Annotated in this window: 19 protein-coding genes, 1 pseudogene and 1 riboswitch; of the genes and pseudogenes, 12 read left to right on the top strand and 8 right to left on the bottom strand. The window is 50.0% G+C overall.

The window, feature by feature from the left end:
- Nucleotides 1–11: 11 nt before the first annotated feature.
- The 5 genes from ACTVJH_RS05750 to ACTVJH_RS05730 are packed head-to-tail and all read right to left on the bottom strand — an operon-like array spanning nucleotide 12 to nucleotide 6,206.
- Nucleotides 12–4,157 carry a pilus assembly protein gene (locus ACTVJH_RS05750; RefSeq protein ID WP_455988385.1) on the bottom strand — a complete coding sequence of 1,382 codons (4,146 nt, stop codon included), beginning with the start codon at nucleotides 4,155–4,157 and terminating at the stop codon, nucleotides 12–14.
- 19 nt (nucleotides 4,158–4,176) lie between these two features.
- The gene (locus tag ACTVJH_RS05745) at nucleotides 4,177–4,680 is read right to left on the bottom strand and encodes a pilus assembly PilX family protein (RefSeq protein WP_455988383.1); all 504 of its coding nucleotides are present in this window, start codon (nucleotides 4,678–4,680) and stop codon (nucleotides 4,177–4,179) included.
- Nucleotides 4,673–5,038, bottom strand: coding sequence for a type IV pilus modification PilV family protein (locus ACTVJH_RS05740; RefSeq protein WP_455988381.1), 366 nt, complete (start codon nucleotides 5,036–5,038; stop codon nucleotides 4,673–4,675). Before ACTVJH_RS05740 ends, ACTVJH_RS05745 begins: the two co-directional genes overlap by 8 nt.
- Entirely contained in the window at nucleotides 5,035–5,616 is a 582-nt protein-coding gene (locus ACTVJH_RS05735; RefSeq protein ID WP_455988379.1) for a PilW family protein, read from the bottom strand. Before ACTVJH_RS05735 ends, ACTVJH_RS05740 begins: the two co-directional genes overlap by 4 nt.
- A gap of 2 nt (nucleotides 5,617–5,618) precedes the next feature.
- Nucleotides 5,619–6,206: a GspH/FimT family pseudopilin gene (locus tag ACTVJH_RS05730; RefSeq protein WP_455988377.1), complete on the bottom strand. Its 588-nt coding sequence runs from the start codon at nucleotides 6,204–6,206 to the stop codon at nucleotides 5,619–5,621.
- Nucleotides 6,207–6,332: 126 nt separating this feature from the next.
- Nucleotides 6,333–6,407, bottom strand: a riboswitch (cyclic di-GMP riboswitch).
- 212 nt (nucleotides 6,408–6,619) lie between these two features.
- Here ACTVJH_RS05730 and ACTVJH_RS05725 point away from each other — a divergent pair.
- The 11 genes from ACTVJH_RS05725 (at nucleotide 6,620) to ACTVJH_RS05675 (ending at nucleotide 17,410) form a co-directional block, all read left to right on the top strand.
- Nucleotides 6,620–6,994, top strand: coding sequence for a holo-[acyl-carrier-protein] synthase (locus tag ACTVJH_RS05725; protein WP_455988551.1), 375 nt, complete (start codon nucleotides 6,620–6,622; stop codon nucleotides 6,992–6,994).
- Nucleotides 6,991–8,589, top strand: coding sequence for an NAD(P)H-hydrate dehydratase (locus ACTVJH_RS05720; RefSeq protein ID WP_455988375.1), 1,599 nt, complete (start codon nucleotides 6,991–6,993; stop codon nucleotides 8,587–8,589). The genes ACTVJH_RS05725 and ACTVJH_RS05720 overlap by 4 nt, the downstream gene beginning before the upstream one ends.
- Nucleotides 8,576–9,025, top strand: coding sequence for a CBS domain-containing protein (locus ACTVJH_RS05715; protein ID WP_455988373.1), 450 nt, complete (start codon nucleotides 8,576–8,578; stop codon nucleotides 9,023–9,025). Before ACTVJH_RS05720 ends, ACTVJH_RS05715 begins: the two co-directional genes overlap by 14 nt.
- Entirely contained in the window at nucleotides 9,022–9,510 is a 489-nt protein-coding gene (gene tsaE / locus ACTVJH_RS05710; RefSeq protein WP_455988371.1) for a tRNA (adenosine(37)-N6)-threonylcarbamoyltransferase complex ATPase subunit type 1 TsaE, read from the top strand. The genes ACTVJH_RS05715 and tsaE overlap by 4 nt, the downstream gene beginning before the upstream one ends.
- Before the next feature lie 161 nt (nucleotides 9,511–9,671).
- Entirely contained in the window at nucleotides 9,672–10,919 is a 1,248-nt protein-coding gene (locus ACTVJH_RS05705) for an aspartate kinase (RefSeq protein WP_455988369.1), read from the top strand.
- A 41-nt stretch (nucleotides 10,920–10,960) separates the two neighbouring features.
- Complete coding sequence (cimA, locus tag ACTVJH_RS05700; RefSeq protein WP_455988367.1) at nucleotides 10,961–12,589, top strand: citramalate synthase; 1,629 nt, start codon at nucleotides 10,961–10,963, stop codon at nucleotides 12,587–12,589.
- 255 nt (nucleotides 12,590–12,844) lie between these two features.
- Nucleotides 12,845–13,669, top strand: a complete 825-nt coding sequence (locus tag ACTVJH_RS05695; RefSeq protein ID WP_455988365.1) for an MBL fold metallo-hydrolase — start codon at nucleotides 12,845–12,847, stop codon at nucleotides 13,667–13,669.
- 114 nt (nucleotides 13,670–13,783) lie between these two features.
- The gene (locus ACTVJH_RS05690) at nucleotides 13,784–14,086 is read left to right on the top strand and encodes an addiction module antidote protein (RefSeq protein WP_455988364.1); all 303 of its coding nucleotides are present in this window, start codon (nucleotides 13,784–13,786) and stop codon (nucleotides 14,084–14,086) included.
- A gap of 158 nt (nucleotides 14,087–14,244) precedes the next feature.
- The gene (locus tag ACTVJH_RS05685) at nucleotides 14,245–15,486 is read left to right on the top strand and encodes a replication-associated recombination protein A (protein ID WP_455988362.1); all 1,242 of its coding nucleotides are present in this window, start codon (nucleotides 14,245–14,247) and stop codon (nucleotides 15,484–15,486) included.
- 444 nt (nucleotides 15,487–15,930) lie between these two features.
- Nucleotides 15,931–16,395 carry a transposase gene (locus ACTVJH_RS05680; RefSeq protein ID WP_455988360.1) on the top strand — a complete coding sequence of 155 codons (465 nt, stop codon included), beginning with the start codon at nucleotides 15,931–15,933 and terminating at the stop codon, nucleotides 16,393–16,395.
- Nucleotides 16,396–16,492: 97 nt separating this feature from the next.
- Nucleotides 16,493–17,410, top strand: coding sequence for a transposase (locus ACTVJH_RS05675; protein WP_455988358.1), 918 nt, complete (start codon nucleotides 16,493–16,495; stop codon nucleotides 17,408–17,410).
- Between the two features lie 52 nt (nucleotides 17,411–17,462).
- Here ACTVJH_RS05675 and ACTVJH_RS05670 read toward each other — a convergent pair whose 3' ends face one another.
- The 3 genes from ACTVJH_RS05670 to ACTVJH_RS05660 form a co-directional block, all read right to left on the bottom strand.
- A complete protein-coding gene (locus tag ACTVJH_RS05670; protein ID WP_455988356.1) occupies nucleotides 17,463–17,666 on the bottom strand; it encodes a type II toxin-antitoxin system HicA family toxin in 204 nt (67 codons plus the stop codon).
- Nucleotides 17,659–17,883 carry a type II toxin-antitoxin system HicB family antitoxin gene (locus ACTVJH_RS05665; protein ID WP_455988354.1) on the bottom strand — a complete coding sequence of 75 codons (225 nt, stop codon included), beginning with the start codon at nucleotides 17,881–17,883 and terminating at the stop codon, nucleotides 17,659–17,661. Before ACTVJH_RS05665 ends, ACTVJH_RS05670 begins: the two co-directional genes overlap by 8 nt.
- 861 nt (nucleotides 17,884–18,744) lie before the next feature.
- The gene (locus tag ACTVJH_RS05660) at nucleotides 18,745–19,980 is read right to left on the bottom strand and encodes an ATP-binding protein (RefSeq protein ID WP_455988352.1); all 1,236 of its coding nucleotides are present in this window, start codon (nucleotides 19,978–19,980) and stop codon (nucleotides 18,745–18,747) included.
- 287 nt (nucleotides 19,981–20,267) lie between these two features.
- Here ACTVJH_RS05660 and ACTVJH_RS05655 point away from each other — a divergent pair.
- A pseudogene (locus tag ACTVJH_RS05655) lies at nucleotides 20,268–20,459 on the top strand (AAA family ATPase); the annotation flags it as partial.
- Nucleotides 20,460–20,712: the final 253 nt, after the last annotated feature.

The following is a 20,712-nucleotide window of genomic DNA, read 5'->3' as shown; positions in this document are numbered from 1 at the left end:
TTTCCGATCCTTTATTGATTCTCATCAGCATATTTCCACCAATATAAATGTGTCCCCAGGTCTGACTCAAGATATCTGTTAATGATTTTACTACCAGCACTTGCCTTTAGTATCACTCCTCCTCCAGGTCCTGAGATGAGATTGATGGGAGAAGGAGGAGTGCTTTCACTCACAGAAAAATAACGATCACTGACCGATTTACCCGAATTGTTGGGTTCGAGTTCAAAAGCCGACTCCCCAAAGCAATAGCCCAATGCGTAGAAAAGTGCTATTCCTTTGGGGTTACAGGGATCATCGGTTGTCGGTATATACGAATTAAAATATATTTTCTTGTTGAACAACCTGGCTGCGTTGGTGATCTTTTCACCGTCATGGCTCATATTTCCATAATACAAAGGACAATCATCCTGCCCATCCAATACAATATACCATCCTTGGGCCTGGGTTTTATAGTCATCACCCAACGTGGCCTTGAGGACATTTTTTTCATCCGCAGTCAACGTTCCATTACTGTCCAGCTCATCGCACGTGATATTCAGCAAATCTGTTTCATCCAAAGGGAGCATAGAAGCATTATGACTCATATCGAAAACAGCATAGAATCGATTGCTGACCGCACTGGATTTTGGCTGGGCCTTGTCGCCTGTACCGAAATAAATAACTGGCCTGTCAGTCGAACAGTCACCCGCATACGATACTTCGGGCGTTGCAAAACATTTCCGGAACCTGTCGCTCGAATCATAGTCGCGAAATCCATCCAGTTTATCCACAAGCCCACTCGGGGCCGAAGCACCTCCGGCCATTTCCGGTCCATTGGAGGCAAAAAGCTTGGACACAAACCATGATGAGCCGTTATGTGCGACTTTCCAGACCTGACTGGCGATGTCGATGGCATAGATAACCAGATGCTGGCCATCGGGGGCTTCCGGATGGGTAATAACGGTTGGTGAACCAGGAAAGCAAAAATTCATGTCGGTTCGCGTGATCGAGGTAGAGGTACCGTTGCTGCTTGTGGCATTTGAAACCCCGTAACTGGCTTTAAAAACGAGAGATCCATCCAGCAGATTGACGACGAAAATCCCTCGGCCTTTTGTGTCCGCAGCAGGCAATGTCCCATTGTAATCATCTTCGGTTGGATCATAGCCACCACAGAAAACTCCTAGATCAAACCTGCTTTCTGTAGCATTTTCCATGACCACGTCCCTTGCAACGACCATTTCCGACCACGATTGTCCCAACTCGGCAAATTCACCAGTCGGGGCTATACTCCAGGCGACGGTCCAGTAAGCGGGATCGCTGTTTGAGCAATCAAGTGCCCAATAATTTGACCCACCCCTTCGTTCTCCAAAAAGCAACAAATCAGGATTCCTGCCAACTTGATATTTTGTCAGGTAGCCGTCAACTCCATATACATGCTGACTCAAATCCGAAAATTCCGGCAAGGCCGACCACAAATCTGGAGGCACAAAAGCAAGTTCTTCCAAGCCGGTCTGGCTGTCGAACACGTGCAACATGGCGTCATTGGCCCCTACAATGACATGCCGGCGGATGAGACTCCGGGCATTTGTGCTATCAACATAGTCCAAGACAATCGGCTCTGAATGAATGATATCCCCCAGAATCCAGGGACGGGGTCCAACGGGATTTCCATTTGTATCCGCGTCAAAGGCATACCCATGCATAAAATTGACTATCTCATGGACATCACTGACGTTTTCCATTCCGAAATCAGTGGCATTCATCGTCGCGGCCGTAAAATCAACCATTTGACCATTTTTCCATGTCTTGATCGCTCTCTGATAATAATTGCCCAGAGTAAACCAGGAGTCAGCATGATTTTTCAGCAATGCGCCAGCACCGCCCTTATCCACCTGCCCTCCATCCTGAACAACCGACCAGTATGATCTCGCCGTATCCTTGAAGAGCCCTTCAGGTGTCGTCGCTGAAGCATTACCTGCATCAAGAACCTCTTCAGTCCCATTTGCGTACCACTTGAGATAGTAACGCTTGAGATTGCCTTGCCAATAGTCATCCGTGACGGGTTTGAAAAAGGCCATGTATAATTCATTGCCGGATTGTGCACGATTGGCCTGGTCCACGGAAATAGCTGGTGCTGTGAACGAAACGGCATCGGTCATAGACAGGCCGAGGCTGTAAAAGGCGTTGACCAGCTGTTCCTGGTCGTATGCTGTCAAATGAAGCCCAGCGCTCTCAGTGGCGATATCCTGGAGCAAGGGGTTTTCAAGTCCAAATCCGATGGTATGAGACGTGTAGTTAAAGTCGGCTTCGGTGCTGTTGTACAGCCAACGGGCAACATCATCTGAATAGTTAGCCACATTCCCATATCCCTGGGTCGGGTCCCCTCCCCAGCTATCGCTGTCGTGATAGGCGGAATCGCTGAAATTCGGGTCATCATCATCCTTGGAGATACGACTCCAGGAATCATCACCTGAGGGAAAACCGTCTGTCAGAACCAGAAGATAATTTTTGCTGCACTCTGAAAGATCCGTGTGTGCTGCAAGATAATCATAGCCGTAGTCATAGGCTTCCTGCATCCCTTCACCCATGGGAGTCCCCCCGTCCGGAGTCAGACTGTTCATGGCCGATTTGATCGTTGCTACAGAAGAGCCAAACTGGGCCTTCCCCTCAATGCTGCTACCACTCCAGCGAAAAACGCCCCAATTGATCTTATCCGCGGTATCCTCAACGACCTGATTCATTGCCTGCTGGACCACTTCCAGGCGGGAAAAGATTTTTTGCCCTACTCCATCGCCCCCATTACAACAGCTAAAGGATCCTTCAACGCTGGCATTCGTATCTGCAGACTCTGTAGTCCATTTTATTTTTGTTATCCTAAAACCACTGTCAGATCCAGAACATACATTCCCACCATCTGGTCCAACGTAAAATTTTGCATAGACACTATCCTGATCGGAGACATCATAATATCCAGTCCATCCAGATTTATCACATCCAAATAATTTTCCATCACCTGTTTCCGGCAACAACTGAGAAGACTGCTTGAGAATACGCCCCGTATTTGTGACAAGCTGAACACCATCGTTATTCGAGTTCGAACTCCAACAGGAACATCCACTTCCGTCACTATTGTTTTCAATATCCAAGGTACTGAAGTAAAAAGCGACTCTTTTAATGCCGGAAAATTGATTCAAATTAACGAGAAAATGTTCTTCATTTCGGTTTGAGCTGTAATCATAAGGATATTGCGTATTCCTAACAGGCCCCACATCTGTGATAGCCCATGGTGTGGCAGACGGCTGGTAGCAGATGTTTTCCCATCCAGAACCGGACAGATTGCAAACCCCGGTGTCTTCCATGTCCTCGATGAGTTTGATGAAGCTCAAAAAATTACCGGTAACAAAGGCATAAACTCTATGACGGCCATCATCTGTGGTTGCGACATCCGGATCGTTTGTCAGGGTATACCAAGCCCCGGTCTCAAACAAACCGGAAAAATATAAACCAGCCGACCTCAAATATCCCATCATGCCATAGTCTTTCGAGATATTCGTCCGTGGATCAGTACGAACATCAGTCATCAATCTGTTCTGGTTGTTGAACAATCTATGCCCGGTAATATCGGAAGATGCATACCCGACAGTATGAACGTTGGAACCGATTGATGTTTGACCCGACAGATCAGGATAGACCACATATCCGCTTACATCTGTCGAGATTGTATTGTTAGCCACATCATTCCAGTCAGTTATGGACCACCCCGTATCGATGATTCCACCCGTCACCCATTTTTGCCGTCGATTTGATCCTTCATAAATAGGATCTCCAAATACAGAATATGGTTCTCCTTGAGATCCGGTTATTTCACTGTATCCAAGATAGGCACTGACAAGATAGACCTTGTTTTTAACCCATGGAATACTCTCGTAAGAAATTCCTAATCCTCCATCATCAATGGCATATCCACTTGAAACAGCCCACTCAAAAAAACTTTTGTAATCGATATTGTGATTATAAACAGGCCAACGCATGCTTCCTGATGTATCCACAACAAGCATAGCATTGCTTTTTACTGATGGAGCGAAGGCATCGATGTCTTCCGACAATGATAATTTTGGCACGCAAACACATGTCATGACAAAAAGAATCAACACAATCATTCGTCGTGAAATGCACATACAACACCTCTTTAAATCTTTAATTGGTAACGCGCCTGTATACCTGGCACATGAGACTTACCGAATCAGATTTCTTTGTTTCAATTTGATTGTAAAGGATATCGACCGTTCTCGCACCTTCACCTTTCATAATAGCTTGTTTTCTTTTAATAAACTTGATTGCATACTTATATTCCTGGCTTCCTACGTAATGTGTTGTCGCATTTTGAGTTGTCGTATCCGTACTATTATCTTCGGAAAAACCAGATTCAGAGCTTTTAACAATATAATATTCCTGGTGATCTCTTTGTTCGGCAATAGTCAGCACAACAGGATAGGTAGAAACAAACTCCGATTCGATATTCAATGCACCATCGGCGATATAAAAATCTTTTCTGTACTCTCGGTCATTCGCGGCAATCATCAACTCCGTTGTTGTCGTATTTGACGCGACCATCCCTATGATCATCATCAAAACCAGGATGACCAGCGTAATGACAAGAACAGAACCATCTTCAGTATTTCTGACTATTTCACTATTCATAATTTTTTGTTTTTACATATTCAAAACTTGCATTCATGTTATCGACAATTACATTCATAATAACATCTTTATAAGAAAATGTTGCATTTTCGTTTACATTGCAATTAATTATATAGGTTTTACCATCCATAACTACCGAGCTGTTATAGTTTAAACAATCTGCATATGAAAGATTTATAACTTTTTCCAATTCTGAATCAGCGATCATCGTCATCATGGAAATCGTTTCCGATTTTCTATTATGTGTCGCATTACGTCCTTGAAGAGTCGAAAAGCTGATCACCCCAAAAGTCAGAATAAGGAGCGCTATCAAAACCTCAATAAGAGTAAATCCATCAACAAGTTCCGAATTTCTCATTCAAGCCCCATATTCCTGCATCGAACGGTGCTGTTAAAGCAACGCGGTGTGTCGTATTTTTCAGAGTACGGACCACTGATCTTGCCACATATCCGGATATTCACCATCCTGACGTCATTGGGATCCGCAGGGGTGGTCGGCGTCGTATTGTCGCTTACAACATACGAGAATTGTACAGATGAAATATCATAAACAACGGGTTGATATCCGCCACTTCCGGATAGTTGCATCTTGAGCACTTTGTTTCCGGCATCATACAAATAATCGAAATCCCTCTCACAGACACCATCTCCGTCATAATCGTATTGAAACCGCAATGATGTCGCATTGGCGGATGTCATTCCCGAACATGCGGCACCCCTGCCGGGATCAAGACCAGCCATGCGAAGATCACGAGTCATCATAGCCAAGGTTGCCCTGATATCCTGCCGGACATCGACCATTTGTTCTTGAGAAACGTACACTTCACTACTCGAACGAAACAAAACATATCCGGAAGCAACCAGAAGCGCCCCGGCCACCATGGCAACCATAAGCTCCACAAGGGTAAAACCATTTATGTCTTTTGATTTTCGCATATTCAGTACTCTATCCAGCTGCTGCCATTCCATTTTTTGGATAAAATGGTTCCAATCGTTATCGTTCCCACAGCACCGGTCTTTCCAGTTTCGTTTTCGATATATGCGTACCCGGCATGCTTAGCCGTCCCGCGTGGTGTGAATACGACTCTATTCGATATATAGGAAATTTCATCGGTACCGAAACTGCCGCCAATGGGTAGCGTTGCTGATCCGTGTCCATAGGCGACACCACTTCCGTACGATTCCAGGCGAACGGTTATCGGGCAGACATTATCCCCTGAAGTGGACCAGTCGCCATCTACAGCATCCGTGCACATAGAATAGGTACTATTGCCCGGATCAAAAATAACAGCAACATCTGCATTATTGCGAACAGCTGTCATTCGGGCCTTTTGCATCGTAGTGATCAAATCGCGAATGGCCGCATTCATTCTGTAATCATCCAGGTTGGCAATGAGATAGGAACCTCCCATAGCCAGAAGAATGGCGATGATCGCCAGAGTGACGAGAGCCTCGATTATCGAAAATCCATAGGAGGAGATACTATCTGGCTGGTCTTTTTTTGTGAAGAAAAAAGAAAGGAGCATGAGCCACATCCTTGTCTCGAGCACTCAAAGACGTCGTCGGAGAAAGGCGGGGTGGGAAGAAGGGGCGAATCGCAAGGCAGGAGTACGCAACAAACAGGAAGCACAGAAAAATGAAGCACGTTCATATCCGGCAACCTGGCGATCTCCGGGAGACCCATGGCTTTCCGTCCCTGCCTCGCGACAGGTTTGGCGTTGTGCGAGAGTGCTTAATTGAATTTTTAATATGGCAGAACCAGGCTTCCGTCAATCAGATTTGAAGGAAAACAGTCTAACGATAAAAGGTGACGAAACTTCGTGATTCTTTTCTCATGGGTTGACTTTCCAATCCCGACATTTCATGTCGAAAAAGTTTATGTATGCTGTGGAGTATTGAATCTGATCCGGACGTTCATCTCCAACAAACGGGGTTTCTCTTGATCATTGGAATCGGCACCGATGTTGTCGAAATCGAAAGGATTGAATCAGGCATCGACAAATTCGGCAACCGCTTCCTGGAAAAAATCCTCACCCCGCAAGAACGGCAGCGTCTGCCTTCTCGACCCGTAAACTATGTGGCCGGGCGTTTTGCTGCCAAAGAGGCCTGCGTCAAGGCCCTTGGCACTGGTTTTTCCCAAGGCATAGGCTTCAGGAATATTGATATCGTCTCTTTGGAGTCCGGACAGCCACACATCGTTCTGAACGGTCCTGCATTGGAGAAAAGCATATCTCTTGATGTTCATGACATTCATCTCAGTATAACGCATGGCCGCGATATTGCCTCGGCCGTAGTCATTTTGGAGGGAAAATGACAAAAACGCGTGCTTCTGCTAACAACTTTATTGATGGTCTGCCAACCATCTACGCCCCTCTTCCCACCCCCGAAGAAATGACCCACTGGGACAGGGTGTGCATGGACAGCTATGGTCCTTCCGGTGCCATTCTCATGGAAAACGCCAGTCGGGAGGCCTTTCACGTCCTGGCCAAAAATTTTGACGACCTCAAGGGGCGCAGCGCGGTTGTCTTTGCGGGCTCCGGCAACAACGGCGGGGATGCCTTTGCCCTGGCCAGACAGCTCTGGAATCACGACGTCAAGGTAATGATCCTGCACACCAAGGAGAGGGATACATATTCCGGCACCACAGCCTATCATTTGGACCTGGCTCTGCGCCTGGACATCCCCTGCCTGTATCTTCCTGACTACCATCTTGATTTCCTGAAAAAGGTCGATATCGTGGTCGATGGTCTTTTGGGCACAGGATTTCAGGGAGATTTACGCGAAGAATTCCAAACCTGGATCCAGGCGATCAACAAACTCGGCACAAACAGCTTTGTCCTTTCCCTGGACATCCCTTCAGGCATCAACGGAACCACGGGTTCTCCCTCTCCTGCGGCCGTCAATGCAGATGTCACGATCACCTTCGAGGCCGCCAAGCTGGGCCTTTTTCTTCCCCCTTCCAAGGAATACATCGGCAAGCTCGAAATCAAGAAAATCGGTATTCCCAAAGTCATTCCTCACGACCTTCCCGCGACACATGTGGCTCTCACCGAAGATATCCTCCATTATCTGCCCAGACCCCAGGCGACCATGCACAAGGGTGAGGCAGGTCATGTCCTCGTTTTGGGGGGATCGGTCCCATTCACCGGTGCGCCCTTGCTCAGCGCTCTGGGGGCCATGCGCAGCGGTGCAGGACTGGTAACCATAGGTAGTCCCAAAACCTTGGTCCATGAGATCAAGAACGGCTGGCCGGACATAATGAGTCTCCCTCTGGGCAGAACCGAAGAGTGGAATGCCACATGCGCCCAGGAACTTCAGGAGCACATTTCCCGGTTTCATGCCGTTGTCCTGGGCCCTGGTCTGGGAAGAACCCCGGGAGCCCTGGAATTTCTCACGGCGTATATGAATAATCCTCATCCCAATACCCTGTACGACGCCGATGCACTTTACTTCCTGGCCAAGAATACCGAGTTGATGAACAAGGTACCCACGACCTCGATTGTCACGCCCCATCCGGGCGAAATGTCCCGTTTTTTCCATGTAACATCCCAGGACATCAATGCGGACAGGGCCGGATATGTCAGAGAATTCACCCGGAAATTCGGAACAAACATCCTTCTCAAGGGAGCAGCCACCATTATCTCCGATGGTGCAGACCCCGTATATATCTCTCCCTTTGCCACCCCCAACCTGGCCCTTGGAGGATCAGGAGATGTCCTCTCCGGAATCATTGCCGCACTCATGGCCCGGGGAGTTGCAACCCTCATGGCCGCCCAACTCGGAGTCTATTGGCATGGTCTCTGCGGAAGGATTCTGGCCCGAGATTTTCCTTTCCGGGGGAATCTGCCCCAGGAAATAGCCCATACGCTGCCTCAGGCACTCAAGGAGTGGAACGATGCTCACTGCTAAAGATATCATGACCCGCAACCCCCTGACCGTGAAACCCGACACGGATATCTCCGCGGCTGCGGCAACCCTGCTCGAACACGACATCAACGGACTCCCGGTCGTCGACCAGAACAACAAGCTGATCGGCATTCTCTGCCAAAGCGACCTGGTTTCCCTGCAGAAAAAATTTCCTCTGCCTTCGGTGTTCACTTTTTTAGACGGCTTTCTCCCTTTGAGTTCCATGACGGCCATGGAGAGAGAGATCCAGAAGATCTCGGCCTCTACTGTCGAAGATGCCATGACTCCGGACCCGGTGACCGTCAGGGTTGATACGCCGGTTGATGAAATTGCCGGACTTATGGTGGATAGAAAATTTCACTCCCTGCCGGTTGTTCGGGACGGCAAACTCGTCGGGGTGGTCGGGATGAAAGATGTTCTGAAAACTGTGACCAAATGATGGAGCTTGTTCTTGCGTCCCTCGAGGACACATCCCGCCTGGCCCGGCAACTGGCAGCCTGCCTTGCGAAGATGGATACGTTTCCGGCTATTCTGCTTCAGGGAGATCTGGGATCGGGAAAAACCACTCTGACCTCCATGCTGATTCCCCTTTTGCCGGGCGGTGACCAGGCCGAGGTGAGCAGTCCGAGTTTCACCGTCATGAACGTCTATCCTACAGAGCCGGAAACCGTGCATTTCGATTTCTACCGGAATGAAGGCATGGGACTCGACGGCATCATGGAGGAGTATTTCTACGATACCGATCGGCTCTGTATTGCCGAATGGATCGACTACCTGCCCGACCATCTCTGGCCTGATGACCACCTCCTCATCAGATGGTCCATGGACGGGACGAGCAGACACCTTTCCCTGACATCAAAAGGTCCCCAGGGCAAACACCTGCTCACATATCTCAGCAGGTTGAACCAGACTGCCAGCAGCTGAACAATGTTTCCGTAGGAGCGATTCATAGTATGGATCCGCCGGATAGCGGACAGCGTACTGATGCCGGGCATACCCCCTGTGCACTGCGTACTGCGCACTGAGGACTTCTTTTATCGCAATATTTTTCAACCATCCATCTGCAACGAATCACAGAGGAAACCATGCGTATTTTGGTCCAAAAATTCGGCGGCACATCGGTTGACGGCCGCGAATGCATGCTCAAGGTCAAAGAAAAGGTCTTGGGCAAGCTGGACAAGGGCTACAAGGTTATCGTGGTCCTTTCGGCCATGCACGGGGTCACCAACGATCTGCTCCAGACGGCCCATTCGTGGACAACACAGCCTGATCGGGCCGAACTCGACGTTCTCATCTCAACCGGGGAACAGCAGTCCGTGGCCCTCTTCACCATGCTGCTCAAGGAAGCCGGGATCAAGGCCCGCTCCTGCCTGGGTTATCATCTGCCCATCCGCACGGACTCGACCTATGGTTCGGCCCGCATCCTGGATATCGACCGCAAGGCGACTCTGGAACTCCTGAATCGCTATGACGTTCTGGTCGTGGCCGGTTTTCAGGGATGTGACTGCACCCAGCGGATCACCACCCTGGGCCGTGGAGGTTCGGACACCAGTGCCGTGGCCCTTGCCGCAGCAACCAACGCGGAGCTCTGCGAAATCTATACGGACGTCGACGGCGTCTATACAACCGATCCCAATATCTGTTCCAAGGCTCGAAAGATCGACACCATCGACTATGAAGAGATGCTCGAAATGGCCAGCATGGGCGCCAAGGTTCTCCAGATCAGATCTGTCGAATTCGCCAAAAAATTCAATGTGCCCATCCATGTTCGTTCCACCTTTTCCAAAGAGCCCGGGACCATTGTCACACAGGAGGAAAATTCCATGGAAGCAGCCCTGGTATCAGGTATTGCATACGATAAGAATCAGGCCAGAATCACCCTTGTAGGCGTCAATGACGAGCCCGGGGTTTCAGCCAAAATTTTCGAACCCATTGCCGCCGCCAATATTGTCGTGGACATGATTGTTCAGAACCCGAGCAGGGACGATCGAACGGATCTGACCTTCACGGTTCCCCGGGAAAGCGTCAGAGACACCCTGACCATTCTTGAACGGATCAGAAAACAGATTGGAGCGCAGGATATTCTGCATGACGACAATGTCTGCAAAATATCAATCATCGGTGTGGGCATGCGCACCCATGCGGGTATTGCCTCCATTGCCTTTGCAACGCTCAAAAAGGAAAATATCAATATCCTGATGATCAGCACCTCGGAGATCAAGATATCCTGTCTGGTCAAGGAAAAATACACGGAACTGGCCGTCCGATCCCTGCATGAAGCATTCGGACTGGATAAGGACGAATCACCTGCCAAAGAACAGCCTCTGGCCTGACATTCACAGTCCGACCATCACCTTAAACAATAAAAAAAACCATGCCCAAAATAGCCATTTACGACACCACATTGCGTGACGGTAGCCAATCCGAAGAAATCCACCTTTCAACGGCGGACAAAGTCAGGATCGCCCGCAAACTCGATGATCTCGGGGTCGGCTACATTGAAGGCGGCTGGCCGGGCTCCAATCCCACTGACATGGCCTTTTTCAAGGAGATCAAAAATTACGAGCTGACCAACGCCCGTGTGGCCGCCTTCGGCAGTACCCATATGGCCAAGTCTTCTCCGGAATCGGACAAGAATCTTCACTCCCTGATCGCTGCCAAAGCGGATGTTATAACCATTTTCGGCAAGACCTGGGACATCCATGTGGAAGAGGCCCTGCGGACCACGCTGGAACATAATCTTGAGATCATCCGTAATTCCCTGGCTTTTTTGAAACCCCAGACAGCCGAACTTTTCTTTGATGCCGAGCATTTTTTCGACGGGTTCAAGGCAAATAAGGATTTTGCCATGGCCTGTCTGCAACAGGCGATGGCCGGAGGGGCGGACGCACTCGTCCTATGTGATACCAACGGCGGCACCCTGCCCCACGAGGTTGCCGAAATCGTTGCCCTGGTTCACTCAACATTTCCTGAAGCCATCCTGGGGATTCACGCCCACAACGACGGAGAACTGGCCGTGGCCAATTCTCTTCAGGCGGTGCGACACGGTGTCACCCATATCCAGGGGACCATCAACGGCTACGGGGAACGGTGCGGCAACGCCAATCTCTGCTCGATCATCCCCAATCTGGAAATCAAGATGGGTATCCCCTGTCTGCCGGAAGACTGCCTGGCCAAGCTGACCAATGTTTCTCATGTGGTCTCGGAAATCGCCAATGTGCGCTCGTTTCATAGACAGCCCTTTGTGGGCAAGTCGGCCTTTGCCCACAAGGGCGGGGTTCATGTGAGCGCAGTACAAAAAAATCCCAAGACCTACGAGCACATCCCCCCGGCAACAGTGGGCAACAAACAGCGCATTCTCCTCTCCGACCTTGCCGGACAGAGCAATATCCTGTTCAAGGCCAAACGGTACGGATTTGATCTGGACAAGAACGATCCCTTTGTCCTGGAGCTGCTCTCAGAACTCAAGCACCGGGAAAACAAGGGGTATGAATTTTCCGCAGCCGAGGCATCCTTTGAGCTGCTCCTGAATCGGATCATGGGAAGGTCACGGGATTATTTCAGGATTATCGCCTTCAGGGTCTTTGATTCCCAGAACCGGGAAGACGATATCCCCTTTACCGAGGCAACGGTCATGGTCAAGGTGGGAGGGATGGTCGAACACACCGCGGCAACGGGCATGGGACCGGTGAACGCCCTGGACAACGCCCTGCGCAAGGCCTTGCAGCGTTTTTATCCGAACATCGCGGACATGCACCTGGTCGATTTCAAGGTCCGCGTACTCTGGGATCTGAAAAACGACGACGGCCAGTTTGCCGGCACGGCCTCCCAGGTCCGGGTGCTCATCGAATCCCGTGACCAGTATTCCCAATGGGTCACCGTGGGCGTACATTACAATATCCTCGAGGCCAGCCGCCAGGCCCTGGAGGATTCGGTCAACTACAAATTGTTCAAGGACGACCAGGAAAAACTGACCCGAGCCATCAGGGAAAGGGAAAAATAGGAAAAAAAGGACGCAGGACGCAGTGCGCAGTGCACAGATTTTGGAATGTCACCGTATCGCTTTAAGCAGGTGCGGATTCGAGCGTACGTTTTGCTGGGAGCGCGGGCGTCCCGCCCGCATCCCCTTATAATTTTTGAAATATCTTAAACATCTTGAATTCGAAATTCTGATTTTTTGAATAACCACCTGAATAGTTACAAATTTCTTAACTATCTAACATTTCTAACATCTTCTTACCCTGCGCACTTATCCCCTATGCCCCAACTCGCCATTCTTATCGACAATACTTCGTTGAATCCCCATCTGACCTGTGAACACGGGTTGAGCATGGGGATTGTTCTGGATTCCGGAGACCTCTGGATCTGGGATACCGGGCAGACCGGTGCGTTCATGGACAATGCCTTTGCCATGGGCATCAATCCGGGGCGGGCCGCAGGCCTGGCCTTGAGCCACGGGCATTACGACCATACCGGCGGACTCGACCGGCTCTGGGAGATGACCGATTATTCAGGACCCATCCACGGCCATCCTTCCGTCTTTGTGGACCGGTATGCCTGCCATCCGGGAACACCGCCCCGGGCCATCGGCCTGCGCACGGTTGATCCGGGACGGTTGCGCCACCAATTCGTGTCCGTTGCCGACACCTTGGAACTCGCCCCGGGGCTGACCATGTACACGAACATCACCCGTCAGCCCGGGAACTATGAACCTATCCGGGGATTCTATCTCGACCCGGAATGCACCATGCCCGACACCATTCCGGATGACGGTTGTCTGGTCCTTGAAACCGCCAACGGCCCGGTCCTGGTGCTGGGATGCTGCCACAGCGGCCTGGCCAACACCTGCGACCACGTGGCCAAGCGTCTTAGCATCGACCATTTCCACGCCCTGATCGGCGGCCTCCACCTGGGTGGAGCATCGGACAAGGCCATACAAGAAACCCGCGCAACCATCGAACGCTACGGCTTCACCACAGTCTTCGCCGGTCACTGCACCGGAGAACACGCCTTCACCCAGCTCCAGGCGACCCTCCCCGAAATCATCCGCCCCATGGGTTCGGGGCTGTTCGTCAAGTTCTAGACACAATCGAACGAAAAGAATTGGTTATCATGCTGGGGGGCGGTAATAAAAGCAACCAGAGTAAGGATATCGAGGCCGCCAGGGCCGTGGCCGATCATATCAGGGAGGCTGATAATGGATAACGCAATAGATGCTCGCGAACTTCCAACATTTGATATGGCGCAATATCTCAAAAGTGACGCCGATATCGTCGAGTATCTCCGTCAGGTTCTCGATGATGGAGACAGCGGAGAATTGGCCGCGGCCTTGGGTCACATTGCCAAGGCACGAGGGATGACAGAAATCGCCAAAGCCAGTGGCATAAAGCGCGAGGCATTGTACAAAGCGTTACGCCCTCAAAGTCATCCGCGATTCGAAACCATACAGCGGGTCTGCAAGGCCCTCGGAGTCCGCCTGACGATTGAAGCTCAAGCCTGAAGCCATTGTTTACCCCCAATCGACCCACCAGACGATTGCCAATTTTTTCCCTGCGCACTGCGTACTGTGCACTGCGTACTGCGAACTGCGCACTGAGCCCTCTATCCTCCTAAAACTTCAAACCTAAACCTTAACCCTTAACCCTTAAAACTTCCCCCATGCCCACCCCACCCCTTGCCGAATCCCTGCGCCCCCAGAGTCTGGACAATTTTGTGGGCCAGAGCCATATCAAACAGCGCATTCGGGCGATGATGGCTGCGACGCGCCTGCCGAGCCTGCTTTTTTTCGGCCCCCCGGGATGCGGCAAATCCACCCTGGCCCTGCTTCTGGCCAAACATACCGGGCAATCCTTTGCCCGGTTCAGCGCGCCGGAAACAGGGATCGCCGCCCTGCGCAAGCAGATTGTCAATCTGGACATTGTCGTACTGGACGAAATCCACCGCTATTCCAAGGCCCAACAGGATTTCTTTCTCCCCCTGCTTGAAAACGGGGAGATCACCCTTTTGGCCACGACCACGGAAAACCCCTCCTTCAGCGTGACCAACCAGCTCCTTTCCCGGCTCCATGTGCTCCGGCTTCGGGGACTCAACCTGGCCGAGATGGTCCAGATCGCCAAAAAAGGGGCCGAACATCTGCACGAGTACATCCCGGAGGAAAGCCTTGATCTCCTGGGACGGCAGGCCGGAGGCGACGCCCGAACCCTGCTCAATCTGGTGGAGTACACAGGGAAACTCGACCAGCCGGACCGGGACCCCAAAAACCTGAGCGCGGCCCTGCCCGAACTCGTGGCCCGGGGCGACCGGGACGGGGATTCCCACTACGAACTCGTATCCGGACTCATCAAATCCATCCGAGGGAGCGATCCGGACGCCTCCCTGTATTACCTGGCCTGTCTGCTGGAATCCGGAGAAGACCCCAGATTCGTTGCCAGGCGGCTCATTCTCTCTGCCTCGGAAGACGTGGGCTTGGCCGACCCCCAGGCCATGCCCATGGCGGTGGCCTGCCAGCAGGCCATCGAATTTCTGGGCATGCCCGAAGGATTCATCCCCCTGGCCGAGACAACCATCTATCTCGCCCTGGCCCCCAAGAGCAATTCCGCCTACGCAGGCTACCTGGCCGCTATGCAGGAAATCCGCAGAAACGGCCCCAAACCGGTTCCCCTGCATCTCAGAAACGCCTCTACCAAATTGCAGAAGGAATGGGGCTACGGCAAAGGCTACAAATACCCCCACGCCTATCCCGATTCCTGGATCGATCAGGAGTACCTGCCCGCAGAAGTCAGTATCCGACGCTTCTACCAGCCCAAAAACCAGGGCGAAGAACCCCGCCTGCAGAACTGGCTCAAAACCAGAAAACGGGCCACAGCTTCCCGGAAACTACCAGATTCGAATGATTCGTAATTAGTAGTAGATTGGGGGTTTGATCCGGCTATAATCCAGCGATAGAGCTCACCAACGTTTCCAGAGCCTACAGGCAGGAGGGCTTTTCTTGCGACGACAATTTTACAGGCTTCGCCGCTTGGCGCACGGCGCACAAACCCAGAGGGTACAAACTGCGTAGCCCCCCGTAGAATGAATGTAAAAATTGACAGTGAAATTTAGGTTGAAATTTTACCACTTTGTGGTAAATATTTTACCATGTTTAGACGAAATATCACCCATGAACTTCTTGAGGCACTGGCTGACTCGCCCGTTCTCTTTCTGCGCGGAGCACCAGAAGAGCTAAGGGACAGGCTATTTGCACTTGATCCGCTTTGAATTTTTCGATACGGCTCTTTTCACCCCCAGTCTGTCCACTCCACCCCTTTTTTTCATCCTCCTCCCTTCATCCCGGAGGTACGCCATATGCCACGTATAGCCCGGTTTATTCGCACTGACGTTCCAACCATCTACCATGTAATCTCCCGGACAGCCTTGCCCGGGTATCCTCTTGAGGCTCCCGAGAAGGACTATCTGCTCAATTTGACCAAGATGCTCAGCCGGTTCTATTTTGCTGATGTTCTTGGCTTTTGTATCATGTCCAATCATTTTCATCTGGTAGTCCGTATGCATCCTGCCGATCATCTTACTGATGACGAGATGCGGGAGCGTCTGGAGAAATGGTTTCCCGAAGGACGTGCGTTTGGCGATACGACCATTGAACGATTCCGTACTCGGTGGTCATCCCTTTCCACATTCATCAAGGACATCAAACAGGGGTTCACGCGTTTCTACAACAAACGCCACAACCGAAAAGGCTATTTCTGGGGGGACCGTTTCAAATCCCTGATCGTGCAGAGAAGAGCTAAGGGACAGGCTATTTGCACTTGATCCGCTTTGAATTTTTCGATACGGCTCTTTTCACCCCCAGTCTGTCCACTCCACCCCTTTTTTTCATCCTCCTCCCTTCATCCCGGAGGTACGCCATATGCCACGTATAGCCCGGTTTATTCGCACTGACGTTCCAACCATCTACCATGTAATCTCCCGGACAGCCTTGCCCGGGTATCCTCTTGAGGCTCCCGAGAAGGACTATCTGCTCAATTTGACCAAGATGCTCAGCCGGTTCTATTTTGCTGATGTTCTTGGCTTTTGTATCATGTCCAATCATTTTCATCTGGTAGTCCGTATGCATCCTGCCGATCATCTTACTGATGACGAGATGCGGGAGCGTCTGGAGAAATGGTTTCCCGAAGGACGTGCGTTTGGCGATACGACCATTGAACGATTCCGTACTCGGTGGTCATCCCTTTCCACATTCATCAAGGACATCAAACAGGGGTTCACGCGTTTCTACAACAAACGCCACAACCGAAAAGGCTATTTCTGGGGGGACCGTTTCAAATCCCTGATCGTGCAGAATGGTTTCTCCCTGGTCAATCTACTGGCCTATGTGGATCTCAATCCCGTACGTGCAGGTATTGTCAAACGTCCTGAGGCCTACAGGTGGTGCTCCCTGGGCTACCATGTTCAGACCGCAAACAAGGACGATCTCTTGTCCATAGATTTCGGCATGAAGGAGTGGAACGAGTTCGATCCATCTGAAATCGTTCGCACATATAGACAATTCGTCTACGAAACCGGAGCAATGAATACGGGCAAGGGCAAACCCATGGACTCGAAGATCGTGAAGAAGGAGCGGAAGAAGAATTTCGAGCTGAAACGCTTCGAACTCTTTTGCTATCGGACCAGATACTTCAGCGATGCGGGGATATTGGGATCAAAGGAGTTCGTGCAGGAGGTATTTGACCAGGTGAAACATCTGCTTACATCCAAGGATGAGCGGAAATTCACCTCGCTGGGTGGGACGGATGGGGTGTACTCCATGAAGCGATTGCGGGTGTGAGGGAACACTTTTTGTTGTTGTGGAGTATGAAACGGGTGGGAATTGCGACAAATTACTCAAGCAAATCTGAAAATGTGAGTTCTGTATCCCGCAGTATTTTTCTGAGCAGACCTTTACCGATATCGTGTCCTGGGTGATCAGGTACAGATGTCACCCTGCCATCCTCATGGCGAAGTCTGACATGGCTTCCTTTTTGGCGTATAACAACAAAACCGTAATTTTTTAAAGCCTTGATTACATGATCAGCTTTAAGCATTGGCAGGTTCATTTCCAATACTCACTTTCTGAACTCCAATAAACTCATTTGTAACTACCTGCTCATCTTCAAGACACATTTCAATAACCTCGCGCATATTGTGCATCAGTTCCTCGATAGACAGACCCTGGGAATAGCATCCTTTCAGGGCTGGAACTTCGCCTACATAATATCCATCCTCGTCTTTTTCTATTACAACATAAAAATCCTGATTCATGGTTTTCCTCCAATTTTTGTGAACCGCTAAAGCGAGATGCACCCTGCAAGCTGGACCTCTTCATCCTGAGCTTCATATTCTTCCGCATACTCGGAATGCTTGAGTATCTCGATATCTATCAGCACATTTATACGATATAAAATTCGTTTATCATCAATTATTCTTTCATATTTATGTGAAATCTCCACAAGGTCAAGGTTCGTCTCACGATTTATTCAGCGACGAGCATAAGGGACATTATGTAGCGAGTTTAATTATGTAAGCAGCTTAACCACTGAATGAGGTCAAATATCCCGCATGTCCGGCTCTTGGGGTCCACTTGAGATCGTGAAGAAGGAGCGGAAGAAAAATTTCGAGCTGAAACGGTTCGAGCTTTTCTGCTATCGGAGTAAGGTACCAATGCGGGCTAGCGCCCACAACCCAAAAAAGGCATTAGACGCCCGCTGCGGCTTTGCACAAGGTCTGCTAACCTCGCTGCGCTCGCTAAGCATTCACTTCCTCGACATTCGCAGACAAAGGATTGGACAACGACCCTGGACAACTGATCTTCCGGCCGCCGGACTGTCGCCGGCCGGAAAGCGTCACCACTTCGTGGATCAGAAAAATTGTAGTTCTCGTGCGCAGCACCGGCTGTTTTTCCCTGGCGACTGTCCGCCAGGGAAAAGAACTCCGTCCGATGTCTTTGTCCAGACCTTTGTCTGGGGAAGTGAATGCTTAGCGAGCTTGCGAGCCTTAGCAGACCTTGTGCAAAGCCCCGTCGAGTGAGCTTGCGAACGGGCGTCTAATGCCTTTGATAGCGAATCAAATTTTCTTGTTTTTTATGGCAGACTTTCACGAGTAAGGTACTAAACCTGCAGGTGCCTACCAGTAACCTGCCGGAATTTGGATAATAGTATCTGTTAGATATTCAGCTCGGTCGGCATTATTGACGACGATGCCTAATCTGCTGTTGGTGTCAGACATAAAATTTTTAAGACCTGTCAGTTTTCGCTGATCAATTGTATGTCCCAATTTGATTTCAATGGGTAGGAGTCCAAAGCTGCCTTCGATGACAAGATCTACTTCAGATTTATCTTTGGTGCGATAAAAATAATAGTCCATACCGGAAGTGAGGGTTGACTGAAAGCCACGGATGATTTCTTCGATGATAAAACTTTCAAATGAATATCCGGCCATAGGATGAATCAGTAATGTATCAAGTTCTGTTAATTTCAGAAGGTGATGTAAAATACCTGAGTCCCGAAAAAAGCCCTTGGGCATTTTTTGAATTTTTTTGAGGCTGTTTTTTTCAAAACTGCGTACATTTCTCCACACAAAGGTATGATGGAGAATTTCCAGATAGTGTTTGACTGTAGGTGAACTGACCTCGATAGCTCTGGCCAGTTCCGACTGATTCAGGATATGTCCGGAATGAAACGACAAGGCTTGAATGAACATCCTGAAGGCATGCCTGTTCAGGCCGGGAAAAAGGCGGCTTATATCCCGGTCCAGATATTGACCGAAATAACTATCCATCCACAATCCTGAAAATTCCGGCAGGAGCTGACTTTTGATACGCGGCTCCGGATAACCTCCCCACAACCAGTGATTATAAACGTGTTCACTGCTTAATTCCGGCTTACTGGCAAGCACGGTTTCCAGCTTGTTTGTGTCTGGAAGAGCGCCATACAGCTTTGAAAGAGGACGCTCGTAAAATTCTCCGGCCTTAAAAGGCCACAGCTCCACCGTGACCATACGACCGGCCAGGGTTTCTGCCAGACCTTTCACTATTTCAGGTGAACTCGAACCTGTCAGCAGATAACGACCGCTTGCCCGGCGATCAGAATCGATAACTGCTCGTAGAATTTTGAACAGTTCCGGATACTGCTGAGCCTCATCTAGTATAATGTTTTCAGGTCTGCGCTTGAAAAACCCAAGCGGATCAGAAGTGATGAGCTGGTAATCATCCGGCCTTTCCAGATCATAATATTTCCAGTTCGGACGCAGATTCTGGACCAGTGTTGACTTGCCGCACTGTCTGGGTCCAATAACAGCCACAAGCGGAAACATTTCCAGCAGGGCATTGATTTTGTTTGCAAGAAATCTATTTTTATCCATAATATTTAAAAGCTATGTTTAAAAAATACGGATGTCAAAGAAATTTTTGGCCTTTATTGGATTCCGAAGGGCCTGCTGTTCAAGGTAACGCACCTGGTATGACGTGATGTCCAAGCCTTGTTTTTCCCTCCTGGGAACGCCGAGCGTCTGCTCGGCACTGCGTTTACTGACCGACACGTGCAGCAGCTAGCCTGTCCATTTGCTCCAATGACAAAGAATCAGGCATCCCTGTCATTTACCACCCACACAGAGAACACACCTTTATACAAAAATGAGGCTACGGCAAAGGCTACAAATACCCCCACGCCTATCCCGATTCCTGGATCGATCAGGAGTACCTGCCCGCAGAAGTCAGTGTCCGACGCTTCTACCAGCCCAAAAACCAGGGCGAAGAACCCCGCCTGCAGAACTGGCTCAAAACCAGAAAACGGGCCAAGCCTACTCCTGCGCAGCGCAAAAAATCGCCATCCAACGACTAATATGACCAAGCCACAGTTTTAGGTTTTAAGTTTAAGCGGTTATAAGATTAAGGGGTAGATTGATAGAACTGTTTTCACGGAGTTTTGAAAATTTACCTCTATGGCAGGAAAGAAGGAACCCGAGCCTAGTGTTGCGTCCGCTAAATTTCTATACCGTTATTTAGTCAGTGGCTTCCCGGTGTAAGTCCACTTAAAAGGCTTGGCCCACAGCTCGTTATAGTTGCGAATATATGCCATTATCTGCTTGATCAGT

It is taken from the genome of Desulfoplanes sp. PS50, assembly GCF_053851535.1.
This window is presented reverse-complemented; position numbering and strand designations above follow the sequence as displayed.

Bases quoted from the DNA above. Each gene is read 5' to 3' on its own strand.
- ACTVJH_RS05750 (WP_455988385.1), bottom strand. From the start codon at position 4,157: ATGTGCATTTCACGACGAATGATTGTGTTGATTCTTTTTGTCATGACA.
- ACTVJH_RS05745 (WP_455988383.1), bottom strand. From the start codon at position 4,680: ATGAATAGTGAAATAGTCAGAAATACTGAAGATGGTTCTGTTCTTGTC.
- ACTVJH_RS05740 (WP_455988381.1), bottom strand. From the start codon at position 5,038: ATGAGAAATTCGGAACTTGTTGATGGATTTACTCTTATTGAGGTTTTG.
- ACTVJH_RS05735 (WP_455988379.1), bottom strand. From the start codon at position 5,616: ATGCGAAAATCAAAAGACATAAATGGTTTTACCCTTGTGGAGCTTATG.
- ACTVJH_RS05730 (WP_455988377.1), bottom strand. From the start codon at position 6,206: ATGCTCCTTTCTTTTTTCTTCACAAAAAAAGACCAGCCAGATAGTATC.
- ACTVJH_RS05720 (WP_455988375.1), top strand. From the start codon at position 6,991: ATGACAAAAACGCGTGCTTCTGCTAACAACTTTATTGATGGTCTGCCA.
- ACTVJH_RS05715 (WP_455988373.1), top strand. From the start codon at position 8,576: ATGCTCACTGCTAAAGATATCATGACCCGCAACCCCCTGACCGTGAAA.
- tsaE (WP_455988371.1), top strand. From the start codon at position 9,022: ATGATGGAGCTTGTTCTTGCGTCCCTCGAGGACACATCCCGCCTGGCC.
- ACTVJH_RS05705 (WP_455988369.1), top strand. From the start codon at position 9,672: ATGCGTATTTTGGTCCAAAAATTCGGCGGCACATCGGTTGACGGCCGC.
- cimA (WP_455988367.1), top strand. From the start codon at position 10,961: ATGCCCAAAATAGCCATTTACGACACCACATTGCGTGACGGTAGCCAA.
- ACTVJH_RS05695 (WP_455988365.1), top strand. From the start codon at position 12,845: ATGCCCCAACTCGCCATTCTTATCGACAATACTTCGTTGAATCCCCAT.
- ACTVJH_RS05690 (WP_455988364.1), top strand. From the start codon at position 13,784: ATGGATAACGCAATAGATGCTCGCGAACTTCCAACATTTGATATGGCG.
- ACTVJH_RS05685 (WP_455988362.1), top strand. From the start codon at position 14,245: ATGCCCACCCCACCCCTTGCCGAATCCCTGCGCCCCCAGAGTCTGGAC.
- ACTVJH_RS05680 (WP_455988360.1), top strand. From the start codon at position 15,931: ATGCCACGTATAGCCCGGTTTATTCGCACTGACGTTCCAACCATCTAC.
- ACTVJH_RS05675 (WP_455988358.1), top strand. From the start codon at position 16,493: ATGCCACGTATAGCCCGGTTTATTCGCACTGACGTTCCAACCATCTAC.
- ACTVJH_RS05670 (WP_455988356.1), bottom strand. From the start codon at position 17,666: ATGCTTAAAGCTGATCATGTAATCAAGGCTTTAAAAAATTACGGTTTT.
- ACTVJH_RS05665 (WP_455988354.1), bottom strand. From the start codon at position 17,883: ATGAATCAGGATTTTTATGTTGTAATAGAAAAAGACGAGGATGGATAT.
- ACTVJH_RS05660 (WP_455988352.1), bottom strand. From the start codon at position 19,980: ATGGATAAAAATAGATTTCTTGCAAACAAAATCAATGCCCTGCTGGAA.